Source organism: Flavobacterium erigeronis, from assembly GCF_054075165.1.
The window spans coordinates 1-16,855 of the sequence record NZ_JBSKGP010000015.1 but is presented as its reverse complement, the minus strand read 5'-3'; the positions used below and the strand labels follow the sequence as shown (position 1 = coordinate 16,855).

Genomic DNA, 16,855 nt, shown 5'->3' with positions numbered 1-16,855 from the left:
GGATTTTAGTCGAATTTTATATTTTTTCCATGTTTATTTTAGAGACCATTTTATATTCTGTATCATAGCCTAAATCTTTAATTTTCAATATTTTTTTGAATTCACTTCTTGTTGGCTTAATTAAATAAGAAATTGAGTCAAGCATTTTTCCTTTTATTTTAGTTACAGAATCAAGCTTTTTAAGATCTTTTCTATCATTGAAGTGCTTAAATTTAAGGATATTTTTATCAATTGAAACGAATTGGACATTCCAAAATATTGAATCTTTTCTGCTTAAAATTAATTGTCCATCAATGCGTTTTGCTTTCTCAAAAAGTGAAAATCGGAATAATGTATCTATATTTTTTTGAATTAATTCTACCGAATCCCCTTTAGACAGCATATCATATTTATACTTAGTATCTTTTGCTATCAGTTTACCATCAACAATATCGTATTTCGCTTTTGTAGAGTCTAATGTGAGTTTATGAACTTTGATTTTATTATAATATTCTCGTAAAATTCGATCTTCTTCAATTCTAATAAAAGTAGAATCAGGATTTACATACAATCCTCTAAATTTATTTGGAAATCGATTTAATTCTGAATCATTATCAGGCTGTGGATTATCAAAATAAAAAATCACACATCCTAATACACATTCTGCAGCTGCATCTGCTTTTTTACACGAAGAAATTAATATAATTATTGCTAAAATTAAGACTAACTTTTTCATTGCGAGATCATTTGTAATGACAAAAAATCCCTTTATCATAAACTGTCCACAAACTTGCTTTTTGATTGGCGGCTTTCAAAGCATTGTTTGCCCAAGTATTGCAGGTGTAAAATAAGCTATAACTTCCTTTGGCTTCATAAAATGCATCTTTCTTACCGTAGCTATGACCTTCAATCCATTGCGGATGAAGAGGATCGCTAAAACTATCTGAAATATAGTCTACCAGTTTTTGATAATTTTCTTTTGAAATCAAAATGCGCTTGCAGTCATCGCCTTCTCTTAATTGTTTGAAAAATGTTGCATGAACTGCCGATGAACTGACTCCGAATGCGGCTTTAAATGCTGTGCTAGCTTTTAGGTCTGACCATTCTGGCGTTTCGAGATAAAAACCTTTGTCTCCCCAGCCAAAAGCAATATAATTCATCAACGAATCTTTTGATTTTGTCTGGCTGAATTGAATTTCGTTTCTCCAATCTTTGATTTCGTTTTTAATCGGAACTACAATATCGGTATGTACTCCGTTGGAAAGAATATAAATCGGAATCGCATTTTCCTCTTCTACTTTTTCAATATCAGAATTAACCGTGATTTTTGAAATGATTAGAACTGATGTAACATACAAAGCAAGAAAACTGAAAAACCCAAATAGTGTCCATCCTAAAATTTTGAAAGATTTTTTTAGCATTTTGATTGGTTGATTTTAGATTAGTAATTGGTTAATTTTCTCTAACCAATTTTTGAGCCAAAAATTCTGCCAGTTGAAAATTGGACGCGGATTTTACGGATTCGCTTTCGCGAAAGCGCAGATTTAAAGGGATTTTTTGTTTCTTTTTTTGTCTTCCTGAGCGAAGTCGAAGGACACGCTAGAAACTCGACAAAGCAAATCGACAATCTTTGCGGGGCTTCGACTCCGCTCAGCCTGACAAATCGCAATAAACATAATAGAATAATTTTTACTCATTTTTTGTCTTCCTGAGCGGAGTCGAAGGACACGTTAGAAATTCCTCAAAGAGAATCGCCAATCTTTACGTAAACGCACTGCAATGCGTCTCTACAGAAAATTTTGTGAATAAAATCCTTAGTGTGTCTTTGCGAAAACTCTTTGCGAATCTATGCGGTAAAAAACAAAAAACCACTGAATTTCTCCAGCGGTTCCTTCTATTTTCTTTATTCTATTTTCTAACTTCTATACTCTAAAAAAAGAATTAAACGTTAAAACGGAAGTGCATTACATCACCATCTTTCACTACATATTCTTTTCCTTCTACTCTGAATTTTCCAGCTTCTTTTGCTTTTGCTTCAGAACCGTATTGTACGTAATCGTCATATGAAATTACCTCTGCACGGATAAATCCTTTTTCAAAATCAGTGTGGATAACTCCTGCCGCTTGTGGTGCAGTAGCTCCAATGTTAATTGTCCAAGCACGAACTTCTTTTACACCAGCTGTAAAATAAGTCTGCTGTTTTAAAAGTTTGTAAGCCGCACGGATCAAAACTGATGCTCCTGGCTCTTCTAATCCCATATCTTCAAGGAAAACCTGACGCTCTTCGTAGCTTTCTAATTCTGTAATATCAGCCTCAGCTCCTACTGAAAGCACGATAACTTCAGCATCTTCGTCTTTTACTAATTCACGAACTTGATCCACATATTTGTTTCCGTTTACAGCAGAGCTTTCGTCAACGTTACAAACGTATAAAACTGGTTTTGCAGTAATCAATTGGAAAGCTTCCATCAAAACTTCTTCGTCATTATTTTGAGGAACAATTGTTCTAGCAGATTTTGCCTGTAATAAAGCTTCTCTAATTCTGTTTAACAAAGCTTCTTCTGTCTGCGCTTCTTTATTTCCAGTTTTTGCAGCACGTTTTACTTTTTCTAAACGTTTGTCGATTGTTTCCAAATCTTTTAACTGCAATTCGATATCGATAGTTTCTTTGTCACGAATTGGGTTTACATTTCCATCAACGTGTACGATATTATCATTGTCAAAACAACGTAAAACGTGAATGATAGCATTACACTCTCTAATGTTTCCTAAAAACTGGTTTCCAAGACCTTCCCCTTTACTTGCACCTTTTACCAAACCTGCAATATCTACAATATCAACAGTTGCCATTTGAACGCGCTCTGGTTTTACCAATTCTTCCAATTTATTAATTCTTGGATCTGGAACGTTTACAACACCAATATTAGGTTCGATTGTACAAAAAGGAAAGTTGGCACTTTGCGCTTTTGCATTAGATAAACAATTAAATAATGTTGATTTTCCAACATTTGGTAATCCTACAATTCCTGCTTTCATCTGTTTGTTTGTATATTATTTATTCGATCTTATTTAAAGATCTCAAACATTAAACCTTGTTGTTTAATGCATTATGTTTTACGTGTTTTTCTTTATTTCTGCCAAAATAACATTTTTCGGCTTTAAAATTTTGCAAATATAAGATTTAATAGCTCTTGCGCGAAGTAAAAATGTTCAATAATATAATTTTAGCGCTATTTCTGAAAATTTTCAAACATTTTATTAAGTTTTTGTTAAAAAACATTACTTTTATAACACTAGTCAACAAAAAACAAACCAAAAAACCAGTTACCATGAAAAAGATTGCATTATTAATATTCCTGCTGCATTCAGCATTTCTCTTTGCCCAAAAAGAAGTCTCGGGCCATGTAAAAGACAAAACAGGCAATCCGCTGCCTGGTGTTAATGTTACTGAAAAAGGAACTTCGAACGGAGTATCAACTGATTTTGAAGGCGGCTTTAGAATCAAAGTAAAAGAAGGCGCCACATTAATTTTTAGTTATGTCGGATTTACGACAGTTGAAAAATCCGCTTCAAGCGAAAAATTAGAAATTGTTTTAAGCGAAAACGACGGTCAGGTTCTAAATGATGTTGTTGTGGTGGGTTCAAGAAACGCCAAAAGAACAGTTGTTAATTCGGCAGTTCCAATTGATGTTATTAATGTAAAAGACGTTACTACACAAAGCGGAAAAATAGAAATTAACCAACTCTTGCAATATGTAGCTCCCTCGTTTAATGCGAATAAACAATCTGGTTCTGATGGAGCCGATCACGTAGATCCAGCTTCTTTGAGAGGTATGGGGCCAGATCAGACTTTGGTTTTGATTAACGGAAAAAGAAGACATCAATCTTCCTTAATCAATTTGTTTGGAACGCGCGGACGCGGAAACACAGGAACAGATTTAAATGCCATTCCAGCAGCTTCTATTAAAAGAATTGAAATCTTAAGAGATGGAGCTTCTGCACAATACGGTTCTGATGCTATTTCTGGTGTAATTAATATTGTAACTAATGACACTGTAGACGAATTAACTGGATCTATTACTTATGGAGTTTTTAATACTGATGCAAAAGGTGATTTTTTACCTGGAACTCCAAATACAAAAGGTTATAGATTGGATAAAAATGGCAACGGAAATTCGTACGGAAAAGATCAGGATTTTGACGGAGGTTCGGTAAGAATTGCAGCAAATTACGGAACTGGAATTGGATCTAAAGGCGGATACGTAAATGTTACAGGAGAATTCTTAAATAAAAACAAGACATTACGACCTGCTTATGATTTTAGAAAAGGTTTTGGTGATGCTGAAATGACAGGTGTAAACTTATTTGCAAATCTTGCTATTCCAATTTCAGATAAAACGGAATTTTATGCTTTTGGAGGAAGCAATTTTAGAGATACCGATGCTTATGCTTTTACCCGAAATGACGGAGAAAGAGTTGTAGAATCGGTTTATCCTGGCGGTTATACGCCAAGAATTACTTCAAAAATAAATGATAATTCAATTGCTGCGGGAATTCGAACAGAATCTGCTGGAGGATGGAAATTTGATTTGAGTAATACTTTCGGAAAAAATAAATTCCAATACGATATTAAGGGAACAATAAATGCTTCGCTAGAAGAAAATTCTCCTCATGAATTTGATGCTGGAGGCCACAGCTTGCTTCAAAACACGACCAATTTTGATATTTCAAAAAATTACGGAGATATTTTAGGCGGTTTAAATATTGCTTTTGGAGCAGAATTTAGAGTCGAACAATTTGAGATTTTTGCAGGAGAAGAAGGTTCTTATACCACTTACGACACCAACGGACAGCCTATTACTGATCCGACAACTCAAAGTGCACCTACAATTCCAAATCCAGATTATGATCCTACAGATCCAGATTCTTCTCCAACCATTCCGAGGCCGGGAAGTTCTCAAGGTTTCCCAGGTTATAGTCCAGCAAATGAAGTTAATAAAGACCGTACCAACTTCTCTCTTTATACTGATGCCGAATTGGATATTACAGAAGCCTTAATGGTAAGCGGTGCAGTTCGTTTTGAAAATTACAGCGATTTTGGAAGCACTTTAAACGGAAAGTTAGCTTCACGCCTTAAAATTACAGATCATATTAATTTAAGAGGTTCTGTAAGTACAGGTTTCCGTGCGCCATCATTAGCTCAGATTTACTATAATTTGCGTTTTACCAATTTTAATGCCAGCGGTGCGACTGAAGTTTTACTGGCTCCAAATGACAGTCCGGTAACAAGAGCTTTCGGAATCCAAAAATTAAATGAAGAAAAAGCGGTAAATGCTTCTTTGGGACTTACGGCTTCTTTTGGTGATTTTACTGCTACAGTAGACGGTTATTATATTCAGGTAAAAGACCGTATCGTTCTTACAGGATATTTTGACGCTTCGTCTTTAGATCTTGGTGTTTCTGAAGCCCAATTTTTTGTTAATGGTGTAGACACAAGCACTCATGGTTTGGATTTGGTTTTATCTTGGAAAAAGGCATTTGGCGAATCGCAATTCGGCGCAACTTTGGTTGGAAATATCAATGACATGAAAATTGACAAAGTGCAAAATGGTACTTTAGACGAAGCGACTTTCTTTGGAAAACGCGAAAGAGCCTTTTTATTAGCTTCTGCACCAGACAATAAATTTGCTTTAAATCTAACATACAACAGAAAGAAATTTGATGCAGGTTTGGCTTTTACCAGATTTAGCAAAGTAGTTCTCGTAGATTATGCTGACGAAGATGATGTTTACAACCCAAGAGTTGTTACTGACTTAACGCTTGGCTATCAGTTTACTAAAAATTTAAAACTAACAATTGGAAGCAATAACTTGTTTAATGTATATCCAACAAAACAGGATGAACAAGGCAATACAGAAGCTGGAGGTTATTGGGATGCTGTACAAATGGGTTTCAGCGGAGCGTATTATTATGCGAGACTTGGGTTTAATTTCTAAGGCTTCGACTCCGCTCAGCCTGACAAACAGCATAAACTTTGTACAATATAATTATCTCATTTTTTGTCTTCCTGAGCGGAGTCGAAGGACACGCCAGAAATTCGTCAAAGAGAATCTGCCAATCTTTGCGGGGCTTCGACTCCGCTCAGCCTGACAAACAGCATAAACTTTGTACAATATATTATCTCATTTTTTGTCTTCCTGAGCGGAGTCGAAGGACACGCCAGAAATTCGTTAAAGAGAATCCGCCAATCTTTGCGGGGGCTTCGACTCCGCTCAGCCTGACAAAAAAAGTTCGTCTAATTCAACAAACAAAAAACCCTGAACTTCGCAGTTCAGGATTTTTCTTTTCTATTTATTAATTACAATTTAAACTCTAAAGATGCGATGATAGCTTTTTCTTCATCGGTTGCGGTAAAACCTGAAATATCCCAATAATTGGTCAGGATTTTATTCTTTTTATTGAAAAGCGATTTTTCTTTAAAAACATCACTTTCTTTATACGTGAAATTTTGTTTGTTAAATCCTGTAGTTATAAAACTGTTTCGAACCTGTATATTTTTTGGCTTTTCTTTTTGAATAATGCTATAGCCGATTTCTTCATTAGAACTCAAAACATAATAATCTGTTCCGTCCCAGCGGTAATTTACTTTCACAAAAGATTTCGTCATATTTTTTTCGCCTTCCTTTGTTTTTTCTTCAATTTTATCAAGATTTAATGGAGTTACCGAAATCGTAAATTCCATAATAAGTTTCTTCAGCGGATCATAAATTATCTGAAAATTATCAATTGCTTCCTTCGCTTTATCCAAAGGACTCACAGACATTACATAATAATCTTTATTTGTAGAATGCCCTTTTATGGTAAAATCATATTCTTTTCTTGACTTCGAATCTAAAAGTGGATCAAAATATTTAAAGTTCGAATAATTCTCCATGATATTATTCAAATTATACCCTCTCAAATCGGCACTTATATCGGTTTCTAGAAGTCCGTAAGATCTATTTTGTTCCACAAGCAAAGTAGTCGCATTGTTGTTTTTATCAAACTGAAAATTGACCAATCCGTCATTATAATACGAATATTGATTGTCGAGCATAAAAAACTCTCGCACATATACTTTTTGCCTATGCGAAATGCTGATTTTTTTTATAGAATTGTTGACTAATTTCTGCAGTATTTTGTCTGGCGCTTCTTTAGACAAAACCACTTCATCTAGTTTGTTATCTTTACTTTTAAGATAAATAACAAATTTCTGATCTCCGTTTAGAGAGGTCCAGCGCACTGTTATATCTTCATAATTCGTTTCAGAAACTTGAACATTAGAACCGCCAGTTAGCATAAAGGTTACCTTACCTTCTTCATTGCTCAATAAAATTTGCTTGGTTTTCATTATCACCACTGTCGCATTCTCAATAGGAAGCTGCGTTTCTATATCTTTTACGATAATAGAATATTCTTCACTTTGCGCAAAAACGCTCATATTTAATAATAATACAGCAAATAAAAGTAGCAATCTCTTCATAGGCGTTTGTTAAATTTTCAACTAAAGTATTATTTTTTTAACAATAAAGCAACAGTCAAAAAAAACAAAACATTCGTTATCAAGAAACTAACTTTTAAAATTACCTGATAACAGGGTAAAAAAAATCCTGAGTAAAAACTCAGGATTATATATTTTAAAGTACACGAGCCATTACTCTCCGTGTAAAAACGATTGTCTTTCTAATAACGTTTCTTCATCTTCAACGTGATCGTCATCTGGCACACAACAGTCAACAGGACAAACAGCAGCACATTGCGGCTCATCGTGGAAACCTTTACATTCTGTACATTTTCCAGGTACTATATAGTAGATTTCGTCAGAAATTGGAGTTTGCGCATCATCAGCGTCAACTTCAGTTCCATCAGGTAATACGATCTTTCCAGAAAGACTTGTTCCGTCTTTATATCTCCAATCATCCGCTCCTTCATATATTGCTGTATTAGGGCATTCTGGTTCGCAAGCCCCACAATTGATACATTCGTCAGTTATAATAATTGCCATCTTTTTCTTCGTTTTGTTAAAAGTTATATAGGTTTTGTAGATTAAAGATTGAAAGATTCAAAACTACTTTGCCTTATAACGTAATATAGCTTATTTTTGTGCAAAATTACAATCAAAACAATTCATAAACAAACATTATGACATTAGAAACAAAAAAAAGTGTTTTTGTTGAATTAGGAAAATTTCTAAGTCAGTTTTCTGAAGGTGCTTCAGCGCCAAAATCTGACGTTTTATATAATGATATTTTCTTTGATGATTTCGAAAATCTGATTCGTTTATCACAATCTCATAATGGATGGTATACGCCAGAACAGGTTTATTTTTCCATACAGTCATGGGCAGAAGCCTTAACAGCTGAAAATATTGACAAATGGCTTTCTGCTTATTCTTTCGACTCCGCTCAATCGGGTAAAACGGTTGCTTTAATTTTAGCTGGAAATATTCCGCTTGTAGGGTTTCATGATTTTTTATCTGTTTTAATTACAGGAAATAAAGCTTTAATCAAAACTTCGTCAAACGACCAGCATTTATTGCCATTTTTGGCTAAATATTTAATTGCTGTTGATGAAAATTTAAAAGACAGCATCACTTTCGTAGAAGGAAAATTAGAAAACTTCGATGCTGTAATTGCTACGGGAAGCAACAACACTGCTCGTTATTTTGAATATTACTTTAAAGACAAACCATCGATTATTCGAAAAAACAGAAACTCTGCTGCGATTTTGACAGGAAAAGAAACTAACGACGAATTAGAAGCTTTAGGTGAAGATATTTTCAGATATTTTGGTTTAGGATGCCGAAATGTTTCTAAACTTTTCATTCCGAAAGAGTATTCTTTTGAGGCTTTTTTTCAAGCTATGTTTAAATATCAGGATGTCATTCATTACGAAAAATACGCTAACAATTATGACTATAATAAAGCGGTATTTTTAATGAGTAATTTCAAATTATTAGATAACGGATTCTTGACATTAAAAGAAGATTCAAGCTACGCCTCGCCTATCTCGAGTGTTTTTTATGAGTATTACAACAACCTTGAAGAACTTAAAAAACGTCTTCAGGAAGATGCAGATCAAATTCAATGCATTGTCAGCAGCAATTTAACTGCAAATAGTATTGCATTTGGAGAAACGCAAAAACCTCAATTGTGGGATTACGCAGATAATGTCGATACTATAACGTTTTTGTTAACAACAAAGTAATAATTTGTTTAATTATTTCGAATATTTTAACGCTTTTTCGGCTCTTATTGCCGAAATTTGCGTCTTTAAAATTTTCGACTATTAACAACAACCATGAAAAAACACAACTACAGCGCAGGACCAAGTATTTTACCTCAGGAAGTTTTTGAGAAGGCATCAAAAGCAATTTTAAATTTTAATGATTCAGGGTTATCTATCCTTGAAATCTCGCACCGAAGCAAAGATTTCGTTGCTGTTATGGAGGAAGCTCGTTCCCTTGCTTTAGAATTATTAGGACTTCAGGGAAAAGGTTATCAGGCTTTATTTTTACAAGGTGGTGCCAGCACAGCATTCTTAATGGCTCCATATAACTTAATGAAAGAAAACGGAAAAGCAGCTTATTTAGATTCAGGAACGTGGGCAACTGCGGCGATCAAAGAAGCAAAACTTTTCGGTGAAACTGTTGTCGTAGCTTCTTCAAAAGAAGACAATTATACTTACGTTCCAAAAGGATACGAAATTCCGGCTGATGCTGATTATTTCCACTGCACTAGCAACAACACGATCTTTGGAACTCAAATGAAAGAATTCCCATCAACTAATGTTCCAGTTGTATGCGATATGAGTTCTGACATTTTTTCACGTGAATTAGATTTTTCTAAATTCGATATCATCTATGCTGGAGCTCAAAAAAATATGGGACCTGCAGGAACTACATTAGTGGTAATTAAAGAAGAAATCTTAGGCAAAAACGGAAGAACAATTCCTAGTATGCTAGATTACGCTAAACACATCAAAGGAGAAAGTATGTACAATACTCCACCTGTATTTGCTGTTTACGTTTCTCTTTTAACTTTACAATGGATTAAAGAAAAAGGCGGAATCGCTGCTGTTGAAAAATTAAACAACGCTAAAGCAGAATTACTTTACGCTGAAATCGACAGAAACCCATTGTTTAAAGGTGCTGCAAAAGTAGAAGACCGTTCTAACATGAACGTAACTTTCTTATTGAACAACCCAGAGCACACAGAAACTTTTGACGCTTTATGGAAAGCAGCAAACATTTCTGGATTGCCAGGACACCGTTCTGTTGGTGGTTACAGAGCTTCTATCTACAACGCTATGCCAATTGAAAGCGTTCAGGTTTTAGTTGATGTAATGAAAGCTTTAGAAACTAAAGTTTAGTTTTCAGCTTACACAAAAACAACAATCGAAGACAGGTGCCCTAGCCCCGATAGAAGTGGAAATCCTTTTTTGTTTTTTCTTTAAAAACAAAAAAGATTGTAACGGATAGCGGGATTAGCTCCTAATAAAAAAAAGAAAAATTAAAATTGAGGATGAGATTGCTTCGTTCCTCGCAAAGACATAACACAACAATGAAAGTATTAGCAAATGACGGAATTTCTAAAAGTGGAATTCTAGCCTTAGAAAAAGGTGGTTTTGAAGTTATCACTACAAAAGTAGCTCAAGAACAAGTAGCTAACTATATAAATGAAAACAACATTGACGTAATTTTAGTTCGTAGTGCGACTAAAGTTCGTAAAGATATTATCGATGCTTGTCCAGGCATCAAAATCATCGGACGTGGTGGTGTTGGTATGGATAATATCGATGTGGATTATGCAAAAGGCAAAGGAATTCACGTAATTAATACTCCTGCTTCATCTTCAGAGTCTGTTGCAGAATTAGTATTCGGACACTTATTTTCTGGTGTGCGTTTTTTACATGATTCTAACAGAAACATGCCTCTAGAAGGAGATTCAAACTTTGACGGTTTGAAAAAAGCTTATGCAAACGGAACTGAATTAAGAGGAAAAACTTTAGGTATTGTTGGTATTGGTCGTATCGGACAAGCTACTGCAAAAATGGCTCTTGGTTTAGGAATGAAAGTTATCGCTGCTGATAGCTTTATTCCAGAGGTTGATATTAAAGTTGAATTTTTCGACGGACAGTCAATCACAACTAAAATCGTTTCTCAATCTTTAGAATCTTTATTTAAAGAATCAGATTTCATCACATTGCACGTTCCTGCTCAAAATGGTTACATCATTGGAGAAAAAGAACTTGAAATCATGAAAGACGGAGTTGGTATCGTAAACTGTGCTCGTGGTGGAGTTATCGACGAAGTTGCTTTAGTTAAAGCTTTAGATTCAGGAAAAGTAGCTTTTGCAGGTTTAGACGTTTTCGAAAGCGAACCAAAACCAGAAATGGCAATCTTAATGCACTCTAAAATCTCTTTGACTCCTCACATTGGAGCAGCTACAGGAGAAGCGCAAGATAGAATTGGAACAGAATTAGCTTCACAAATTATTACTTTATTAAGCTAAGTAATTAAAAAATAGATTACCTTTAGAGGGATTTACTACTTATTTGTAGTAAATCCCTTTCTTTTTTTATTAAATTTGGCGTGTAATTTTAAACCTTATATATTATGTTTGAACAATTGACCCAATTAGTACAGCAATATGGAGGCGATGCTGTTGTAAACAATAACGCTGTCCCAAATGAGCATAATGAAGCCGTAATAAGCGAAACAAGCAATTCTATTTTTGAAGGATTAAAAAAGATTGTTTCTGAAGGCGGAACCGATCAGATTGCTGGCTTATTTAATGGAAATACAGCAATTGACAGTTCTAATCCAGTAGTACAACAAATTCAACAGCAATTAAGCGGCAGTCTTGGCCAAAAATTCGGATTAAGCAGTGCAGACTCAAACGGAGTTGCCTCTAATTTGATTCCGCAGATTTTAGGCTCTTTAGTGAATAAAGCCAAAGATCCAAACGATAGCAGTTTTCAAATTTCAGATATAATAAGTGCTATTTCCGGAAACAGCGGACAAGCTTCTGGAATAATGGACACCATCTCTAAATACGGAATGCAATTTGGACTTGACCAAAACAATGACGGAAAAGTAGATGTTGCAGATGTACTCGTAGTTACCAAAAGCAAAGGCGGAATCGCCGGATTTATCGGGAAGATATTTGGAGGGAAGTAGCCTTCTAAGGTTTTAAGGCGCTAAGCTACTGAGCTTCTAAGGTATTAAGTATCTAAAATTTTAAGTAAAATACTTAAAGCTGTTTGTTCTGCAAACGGCTTTTTTTTATCTAAAAAAAAAGCCGTATTCCAGACTTAGAAGCTCAGAAACTAAAAAAGCTTAGAAACTTAGAAGCTTAGTATCTTAGAATGATGTTAAACCCTATTCTTCTCTCGTCAAATATTCGTAAATTTAAAACATGAAAAAATGCATTTCCATACTAATTGTTTTACTTACTATTGTTGCGTGTTCTACGGCATCGAAGAATATTGCCAGTTCTGATACTGCTACATCAATTAAAAAAGGAAATGATACCGTGAGAATCGCTAATGATTCACTAGAATACGAAGTCATCATAATCGACAACGGATTTACAAACTGGCTTGCTTCCCGAGCTTATCCTAGAAACTATCATTCATTATCTTATCTTGAAAATAAAAACAATTTGTATGTAACAGAATGGAATAATCGTGTTTTACAGCCGCAGCGTTATAATCCTAATTTATACGAAATGTCAATTGACTACCGCCCAGACATTCATTATGGCTACGAGGTAAATTACTTAATTTACAATTACATGATTTATTTTCAAAATACTTACAAACAAAAGCTTTGGGGCTATGTTCCATCAAGATAATAATACTATATTTGTAATCATTACAAATAGCAATGAATAGATTAAAAAAACGTTGGGGAATTACCTCCAATTTACAAGCCGTCATTATACTTATCGTTTTTGCCATCACAGGATCGGCATCTGCTTGGCTGTCTAAACCTTTCTGCATTTGGCTCGGAATTACTAAAGAAGATTTCGGAGGCTGGTTTACACTGATTCGCCTTATTATTATTTTCCCTATTTATCAGGTTTTATTAGTTGCCATCGGAACTATTTTTGGGCAGTATAAATTCTTTTGGAACTTCGAAAAGAAAATGCTTAAAAATATGGGACTTGGATTTTTATTCAAAGACTAATTCCACTTTATTTCTTTTTTTTAATTAAAACCGTTCTGGTAAGATTTTACTTTAATCGTATTTTTCGATTTAATTTTATTCTTTTCGTTAAACTCACTTTTACAGAATGCATTTTTATCAACCCTAGTATTTATCAGATATTAAGTCTTTAAAAATTTAGCATATAAAAAACATATTACATTTTTTAAACACCTTTTCTGTAACAATTCAGCAAGCAGAACAGGATGGTGCAGGATAGTTTTATTTGGAGTAATAATAAACTTTACAATAGTTAGCGAGACTACTTAAAACTGATAATCAGTTATTTAGTTTTTCTAATTAAAGTTATTACTTACTAACCAAACCACAATTTGAAATGCTGAAAAATTACTTTAAAATCTCCGTAATGGCGACGATAATTTGTCTCATTGCGCCAGTCAACAAGATTTTTGCCCAAAATCCGATTGTAAAAATTGACTTTGATCAGTCAGCACGACCTAAAGCAGAAGTAAATGATCCTGATTACACCGCTTGGGTAATCGCTTCTGGCAACACCAGCACTTATACCGAAAATGGAGTTACTTTTACAGCTACTCGTGTTGGAAACAATGGAGATAACTTAGGAACCAATTGGTACAAAGCCGGAATTCAAGCTCCTTATTACGCCCGATTAGTCTGCGACGGACTTACGGTAAAAGGTTCAACCGCAAATCTCGGCGCTCAAATCGAGATTAGAATAAGCGGATTAACAGCCGGTGAACATACTTTATTAGCCTTTTTTAATAACGTAGACAGCCCGACAACCAATACTTTCAGTCCGATTGATATTTCTGTTGATGGAAATTTAGTGGTTGATAATTTGATTCCAACTGTAAGAGCAACTAAAACTGCCGATGCCAAATCTGCCTATTTAAAATTTGAAGCTACTGCAGGAACTGATGTTGTGATTCTGATGGCAGCAGAAACTTCAGGAACAGAAAACATTAAAAACTTCGTGCTAAATGGTTTTGAACTAAACACGCCTAATATTTTTTATCAAGCCACAAATCCAAATCCGAAGCAAAACGATGAACATGTCGAATTAACATCTGACGGAAAATTACTGCAATGGACTGCTGCCGCAAATGCTGTTTCGCACAATGTCTATTTTGGAACTGACCAGTCAGCCGTTGATAACGCGACGACATCATCTCCAGAATATAAAGGAAACCAAACTTTAGCTAATACTTCTTATCAAGTAAACGGATTGTACACTGGAGAAACTTATTTTTGGCGTGTTGACGAAGTTTTAGCAAATGGAGTCGAAAAAGGAAATGTTTGGCGTTTTCGTCCTGCACAACTTGCCTTTCCAGAAGCGGAAGGCTACGGCCGTTTTGCACGTGGCGGACGAGGCGGAAAAGTGGTAGCCGTTACCAATTTAAATGACAGCGGACCAGGAAGTTTACGCGAAGCTGTTACCAATGATATCGGTCCAAGAACCATTGTTTTTAATACTTCGGGAGTAATTCAACTGCAATCTCGTTTAGTTCTTAGCCAACCGTATGTTACCGTTGCTGGGCAAACCGCTCCTGGAAAAGGAATTACAATTCGTTCGGCTCCATTTGGCGTGACAGGAAACGACGCGATTGTACAAAATCTAAGAGTGAGACTCGGCGCTGGACCAACGTATGACGGAATGGGACTAACAGGCGCAGACAATAGTATTATTGACCACTGCTCTATCAGCTGGACGATTGATGAATCTTTCAGTTCACGATCTGGAAAAAACATTACGCTACAAAGAACTCTTATATCTGAAGCATTAAATGCGGCAAACCATCAAAATTATCCAGCAGGAACAGAACATGGTTATGCGGCTACAATTGGCGGAGATATCGGAAGTTTCCATCACAACTTATTAGCGCATTGCTACGGTCGAAACTGGAGTCTTGGCGGTGGACTAGACGGAAGCGGTGCTTATACAGGAAAAATGGACATCACCAACAATGTCGTTTACAACTGGGGCGGAAGAACAACCGACGGCGGAACTAAAGAAGTGAACTTTGTAAATAATTATTACAAACCAGGCGCTGGATCTAAAATATTTGTTGCTTTTAATCAGCAAAACGAAGGAGTTGGAACTGGAATGCAAAGATGCTATTTTAACGGAAATGTAATGCCGGGCTATTTCGACGAATCGAATCAGACTTTAGGAAGAAAAGCTTCTGGCAATACTGTTCCTTACAACAACTTCGTAGACGCACCGTTTTTCCCATCGTACGTAACGACGCAATCTGCAAAAAATGCGTATAAAATTGTACTTTCTGATGTTGGATGCACGCAACCTGAATTTGACGATCACGATCAGCGAATTATTTCAGAAACCCTAAACGGCACTTATTCTGCAGTTGGAAGCGTAACAGGAAAACCTGGGTTTCCAGATAATGAAGCAGATGTTGGAGGTTTTGAAGATTATCCAACTGTTGTTAGACCTCAAAACTGGGATACCGATCAAGATGGATTGCCAAACTGGTGGGAAAATATAATTGGAACCAATGTTAACTCTGGAATTGGAGATTTCTCAGATGCCAATGCAGATCCTGATTTAGACGGTTACACCAATCTGGACAAATATTTACAATGGATGTCTGAACCTCATTATGATGCTGTTTTAGGAAACAAAGTATACATTGATATTCAAAAATTATCTAGAGGTTTTACAAACGGAGTGTCTTATTCTCTATCTCAGGTTGTAAACGGAAATGCAACATTGTCTGGAAATACGGTAGAATTTAAACCAAATGCAAAAGGTTTATGCTCTTTCAAATTCACCGTTACCGATTCTGAAGGCGGAACAATGACGCGAAAAGTGAATGTGTTGAGCGGTTATTCCACTTCTCCTATTAATGAGGTAATAAAAGATTTAATAGATAATTTCAAGGTTTGGCCGGTACCAAACACAGGAAATTTCTCGATTTTACTAGATGTTGATGTAGATGAAGCCGAACTTAGAATTTACGATATTTTTGGAAGAGAAATTCAAAAACGTACTATAAGCGGACAAACGCAGGAAAATATTTCCATAAATAAAAAAGGGGTTTATATCTTAAAAGTGACAGATCCAGACACCAGAAAAATTTTATACCTCAAAAAAGTTATTATTCAATAAGTTTCAAACAAAAAGGCAGCTAGAAAATTTAGCTGCCTATGTTTTTTATTGTTCCTTAAATTCTTTGGGCTGTCGCGTAAAGAAATAAGTATAAAGCCAAGTTAAGGTAAAAGACGGAATCACGTCTGTAAAAGGAATAATCTCTTCCAGAAAAGTCAGCACACTCGCAACCTTCCCTACTCGTCCTTTGTACATTTTTGCCATAATTATCGCGGCGATGGGCGCCCACACCACATCTGAAAATTCACCCAAAAACGGAATCGAAAAAGAAATCATTCCAATTCCATCTAAAGCCAATCCGATTAGTAATTTTGACATTCTGTTATCTTCTACAACTTCTAAATCTTGCATAACACATTCATTTTTAAGTTAATCGAAATTAAAAAATTATTTACGAAACTGTATTATTTCTTTCTTAAATTTAATTTCCATTATTCCCATATCAATTTGCGTACCGATTTTAGATTTTAGATTTTAGATTTTAGATTTTAGATTTTAGATTTTAGATTTTAGATTTT

14 protein-coding genes are annotated in these 16,855 nt (G+C 35.2%); 8 read left to right on the top strand and 6 right to left on the bottom strand.

Annotated elements, in window-relative coordinates:
* Positions 1-16: 16 nt before the first annotated feature.
* The 3 genes from ACWA1F_RS23310 to ychF all read right to left on the bottom strand — a co-directional run bounded on the left by ACWA1F_RS23310 (position 17) and on the right by ychF (position 3,015).
* The gene (locus ACWA1F_RS23310) at positions 17-715 is read right to left on the bottom strand and encodes a hypothetical protein (protein ID WP_306159731.1); all 699 of its coding nucleotides are present in this window, start codon (positions 713-715) and stop codon (positions 17-19) included.
* A 7-nt stretch (positions 716-722) separates the two neighbouring features.
* A complete protein-coding gene (locus ACWA1F_RS23305) occupies positions 723-1,400 on the bottom strand; it encodes a TIGR02117 family protein (RefSeq protein WP_456897354.1) in 678 nt (225 codons plus the stop codon).
* A gap of 520 nt (positions 1,401-1,920) precedes the next feature.
* Entirely contained in the window at positions 1,921-3,015 is a 1,095-nt protein-coding gene (gene ychF / locus ACWA1F_RS23300) for a redox-regulated ATPase YchF (RefSeq protein ID WP_125719432.1), read from the bottom strand.
* A 293-nt stretch (positions 3,016-3,308) separates the two neighbouring features.
* Between ychF and ACWA1F_RS23295 the strand changes: the two genes are divergently transcribed.
* Positions 3,309-5,975, top strand: coding sequence for a TonB-dependent receptor (locus tag ACWA1F_RS23295; protein WP_456897352.1), 2,667 nt, complete (start codon positions 3,309-3,311; stop codon positions 5,973-5,975).
* 362 nt (positions 5,976-6,337) lie between these two features.
* Here the strand turns inward: ACWA1F_RS23295 and ACWA1F_RS23290 are convergent, their stop codons facing one another.
* Together ACWA1F_RS23290 and ACWA1F_RS23285 are read right to left on the bottom strand one after the other, a co-directional pair.
* Positions 6,338-7,501: a peptidase associated/transthyretin-like domain-containing protein gene (locus ACWA1F_RS23290; protein ID WP_456897350.1), complete on the bottom strand. Its 1,164-nt coding sequence runs from the start codon at positions 7,499-7,501 to the stop codon at positions 6,338-6,340.
* A 171-nt stretch (positions 7,502-7,672) separates the two neighbouring features.
* Positions 7,673-8,023 carry a 4Fe-4S dicluster domain-containing protein gene (locus ACWA1F_RS23285; RefSeq protein WP_125719425.1) on the bottom strand — a complete coding sequence of 117 codons (351 nt, stop codon included), beginning with the start codon at positions 8,021-8,023 and terminating at the stop codon, positions 7,673-7,675.
* A gap of 137 nt (positions 8,024-8,160) precedes the next feature.
* Between ACWA1F_RS23285 and ACWA1F_RS23280 the strand changes: the two genes are divergently transcribed.
* The 7 genes from ACWA1F_RS23280 to ACWA1F_RS23250 all read left to right on the top strand — a co-directional run bounded on the left by ACWA1F_RS23280 (position 8,161) and on the right by ACWA1F_RS23250 (position 16,337).
* Positions 8,161-9,225 (top strand): acyl-CoA reductase, encoded by a 1,065-nt coding sequence (locus ACWA1F_RS23280; RefSeq protein WP_456897348.1) that lies wholly within the window; start codon positions 8,161-8,163, stop codon positions 9,223-9,225.
* A 93-nt stretch (positions 9,226-9,318) separates the two neighbouring features.
* Positions 9,319-10,389, top strand: coding sequence for a 3-phosphoserine/phosphohydroxythreonine transaminase (gene serC, locus ACWA1F_RS23275; protein ID WP_306159721.1), 1,071 nt, complete (start codon positions 9,319-9,321; stop codon positions 10,387-10,389).
* A gap of 191 nt (positions 10,390-10,580) precedes the next feature.
* Complete coding sequence (locus ACWA1F_RS23270; RefSeq protein ID WP_125719419.1) at positions 10,581-11,531, top strand: D-2-hydroxyacid dehydrogenase; 951 nt, start codon at positions 10,581-10,583, stop codon at positions 11,529-11,531.
* Between the two features lie 104 nt (positions 11,532-11,635).
* A complete protein-coding gene (locus tag ACWA1F_RS23265; RefSeq protein ID WP_456897346.1) occupies positions 11,636-12,199 on the top strand; it encodes a DUF937 domain-containing protein in 564 nt (187 codons plus the stop codon).
* A 238-nt stretch (positions 12,200-12,437) separates the two neighbouring features.
* Positions 12,438-12,875, top strand: coding sequence for a DUF6146 family protein (locus ACWA1F_RS23260; RefSeq protein WP_456897344.1), 438 nt, complete (start codon positions 12,438-12,440; stop codon positions 12,873-12,875).
* 32 nt (positions 12,876-12,907) lie between these two features.
* Entirely contained in the window at positions 12,908-13,210 is a 303-nt protein-coding gene (locus ACWA1F_RS23255; protein WP_456897342.1) for a DUF6787 family protein, read from the top strand.
* 385 nt (positions 13,211-13,595) lie between these two features.
* The gene (locus tag ACWA1F_RS23250) at positions 13,596-16,337 is read left to right on the top strand and encodes a T9SS type A sorting domain-containing protein (RefSeq protein ID WP_456897340.1); all 2,742 of its coding nucleotides are present in this window, start codon (positions 13,596-13,598) and stop codon (positions 16,335-16,337) included.
* Between the two features lie 45 nt (positions 16,338-16,382).
* On the opposite strand, the gene ACWA1F_RS23245 is transcribed toward ACWA1F_RS23250, so the two are convergent.
* Positions 16,383-16,688 carry a hypothetical protein gene (locus ACWA1F_RS23245; protein ID WP_306159710.1) on the bottom strand — a complete coding sequence of 102 codons (306 nt, stop codon included), beginning with the start codon at positions 16,686-16,688 and terminating at the stop codon, positions 16,383-16,385.
* Positions 16,689-16,855 lie beyond the last annotated feature (167 nt).

Coding starts and splice junctions, on each gene's coding strand:
- ACWA1F_RS23310 (WP_306159731.1), bottom strand. CDS start 715: ATGAAAAAGTTAGTCTTAATTTTAGCAATAATTATATTAATTTCTTCG.
- serC (WP_306159721.1), top strand. CDS start 9,319: ATGAAAAAACACAACTACAGCGCAGGACCAAGTATTTTACCTCAGGAA.
- ACWA1F_RS23285 (WP_125719425.1), bottom strand. CDS start 8,023: ATGGCAATTATTATAACTGACGAATGTATCAATTGTGGGGCTTGCGAA.
- ACWA1F_RS23265 (WP_456897346.1), top strand. CDS start 11,636: ATGTTTGAACAATTGACCCAATTAGTACAGCAATATGGAGGCGATGCT.
- ACWA1F_RS23270 (WP_125719419.1), top strand. CDS start 10,581: ATGAAAGTATTAGCAAATGACGGAATTTCTAAAAGTGGAATTCTAGCC.
- ACWA1F_RS23280 (WP_456897348.1), top strand. CDS start 8,161: ATGACATTAGAAACAAAAAAAAGTGTTTTTGTTGAATTAGGAAAATTT.
- ACWA1F_RS23255 (WP_456897342.1), top strand. CDS start 12,908: ATGAATAGATTAAAAAAACGTTGGGGAATTACCTCCAATTTACAAGCC.
- ACWA1F_RS23250 (WP_456897340.1), top strand. CDS start 13,596: ATGGCGACGATAATTTGTCTCATTGCGCCAGTCAACAAGATTTTTGCC.
- ACWA1F_RS23245 (WP_306159710.1), bottom strand. CDS start 16,688: ATGCAAGATTTAGAAGTTGTAGAAGATAACAGAATGTCAAAATTACTA.
- ACWA1F_RS23305 (WP_456897354.1), bottom strand. CDS start 1,400: ATGCTAAAAAAATCTTTCAAAATTTTAGGATGGACACTATTTGGGTTT.
- ACWA1F_RS23260 (WP_456897344.1), top strand. CDS start 12,438: ATGAAAAAATGCATTTCCATACTAATTGTTTTACTTACTATTGTTGCG.
- ychF (WP_125719432.1), bottom strand. CDS start 3,015: ATGAAAGCAGGAATTGTAGGATTACCAAATGTTGGAAAATCAACATTA.
- ACWA1F_RS23295 (WP_456897352.1), top strand. CDS start 3,309: ATGAAAAAGATTGCATTATTAATATTCCTGCTGCATTCAGCATTTCTC.
- ACWA1F_RS23290 (WP_456897350.1), bottom strand. CDS start 7,501: ATGAAGAGATTGCTACTTTTATTTGCTGTATTATTATTAAATATGAGC.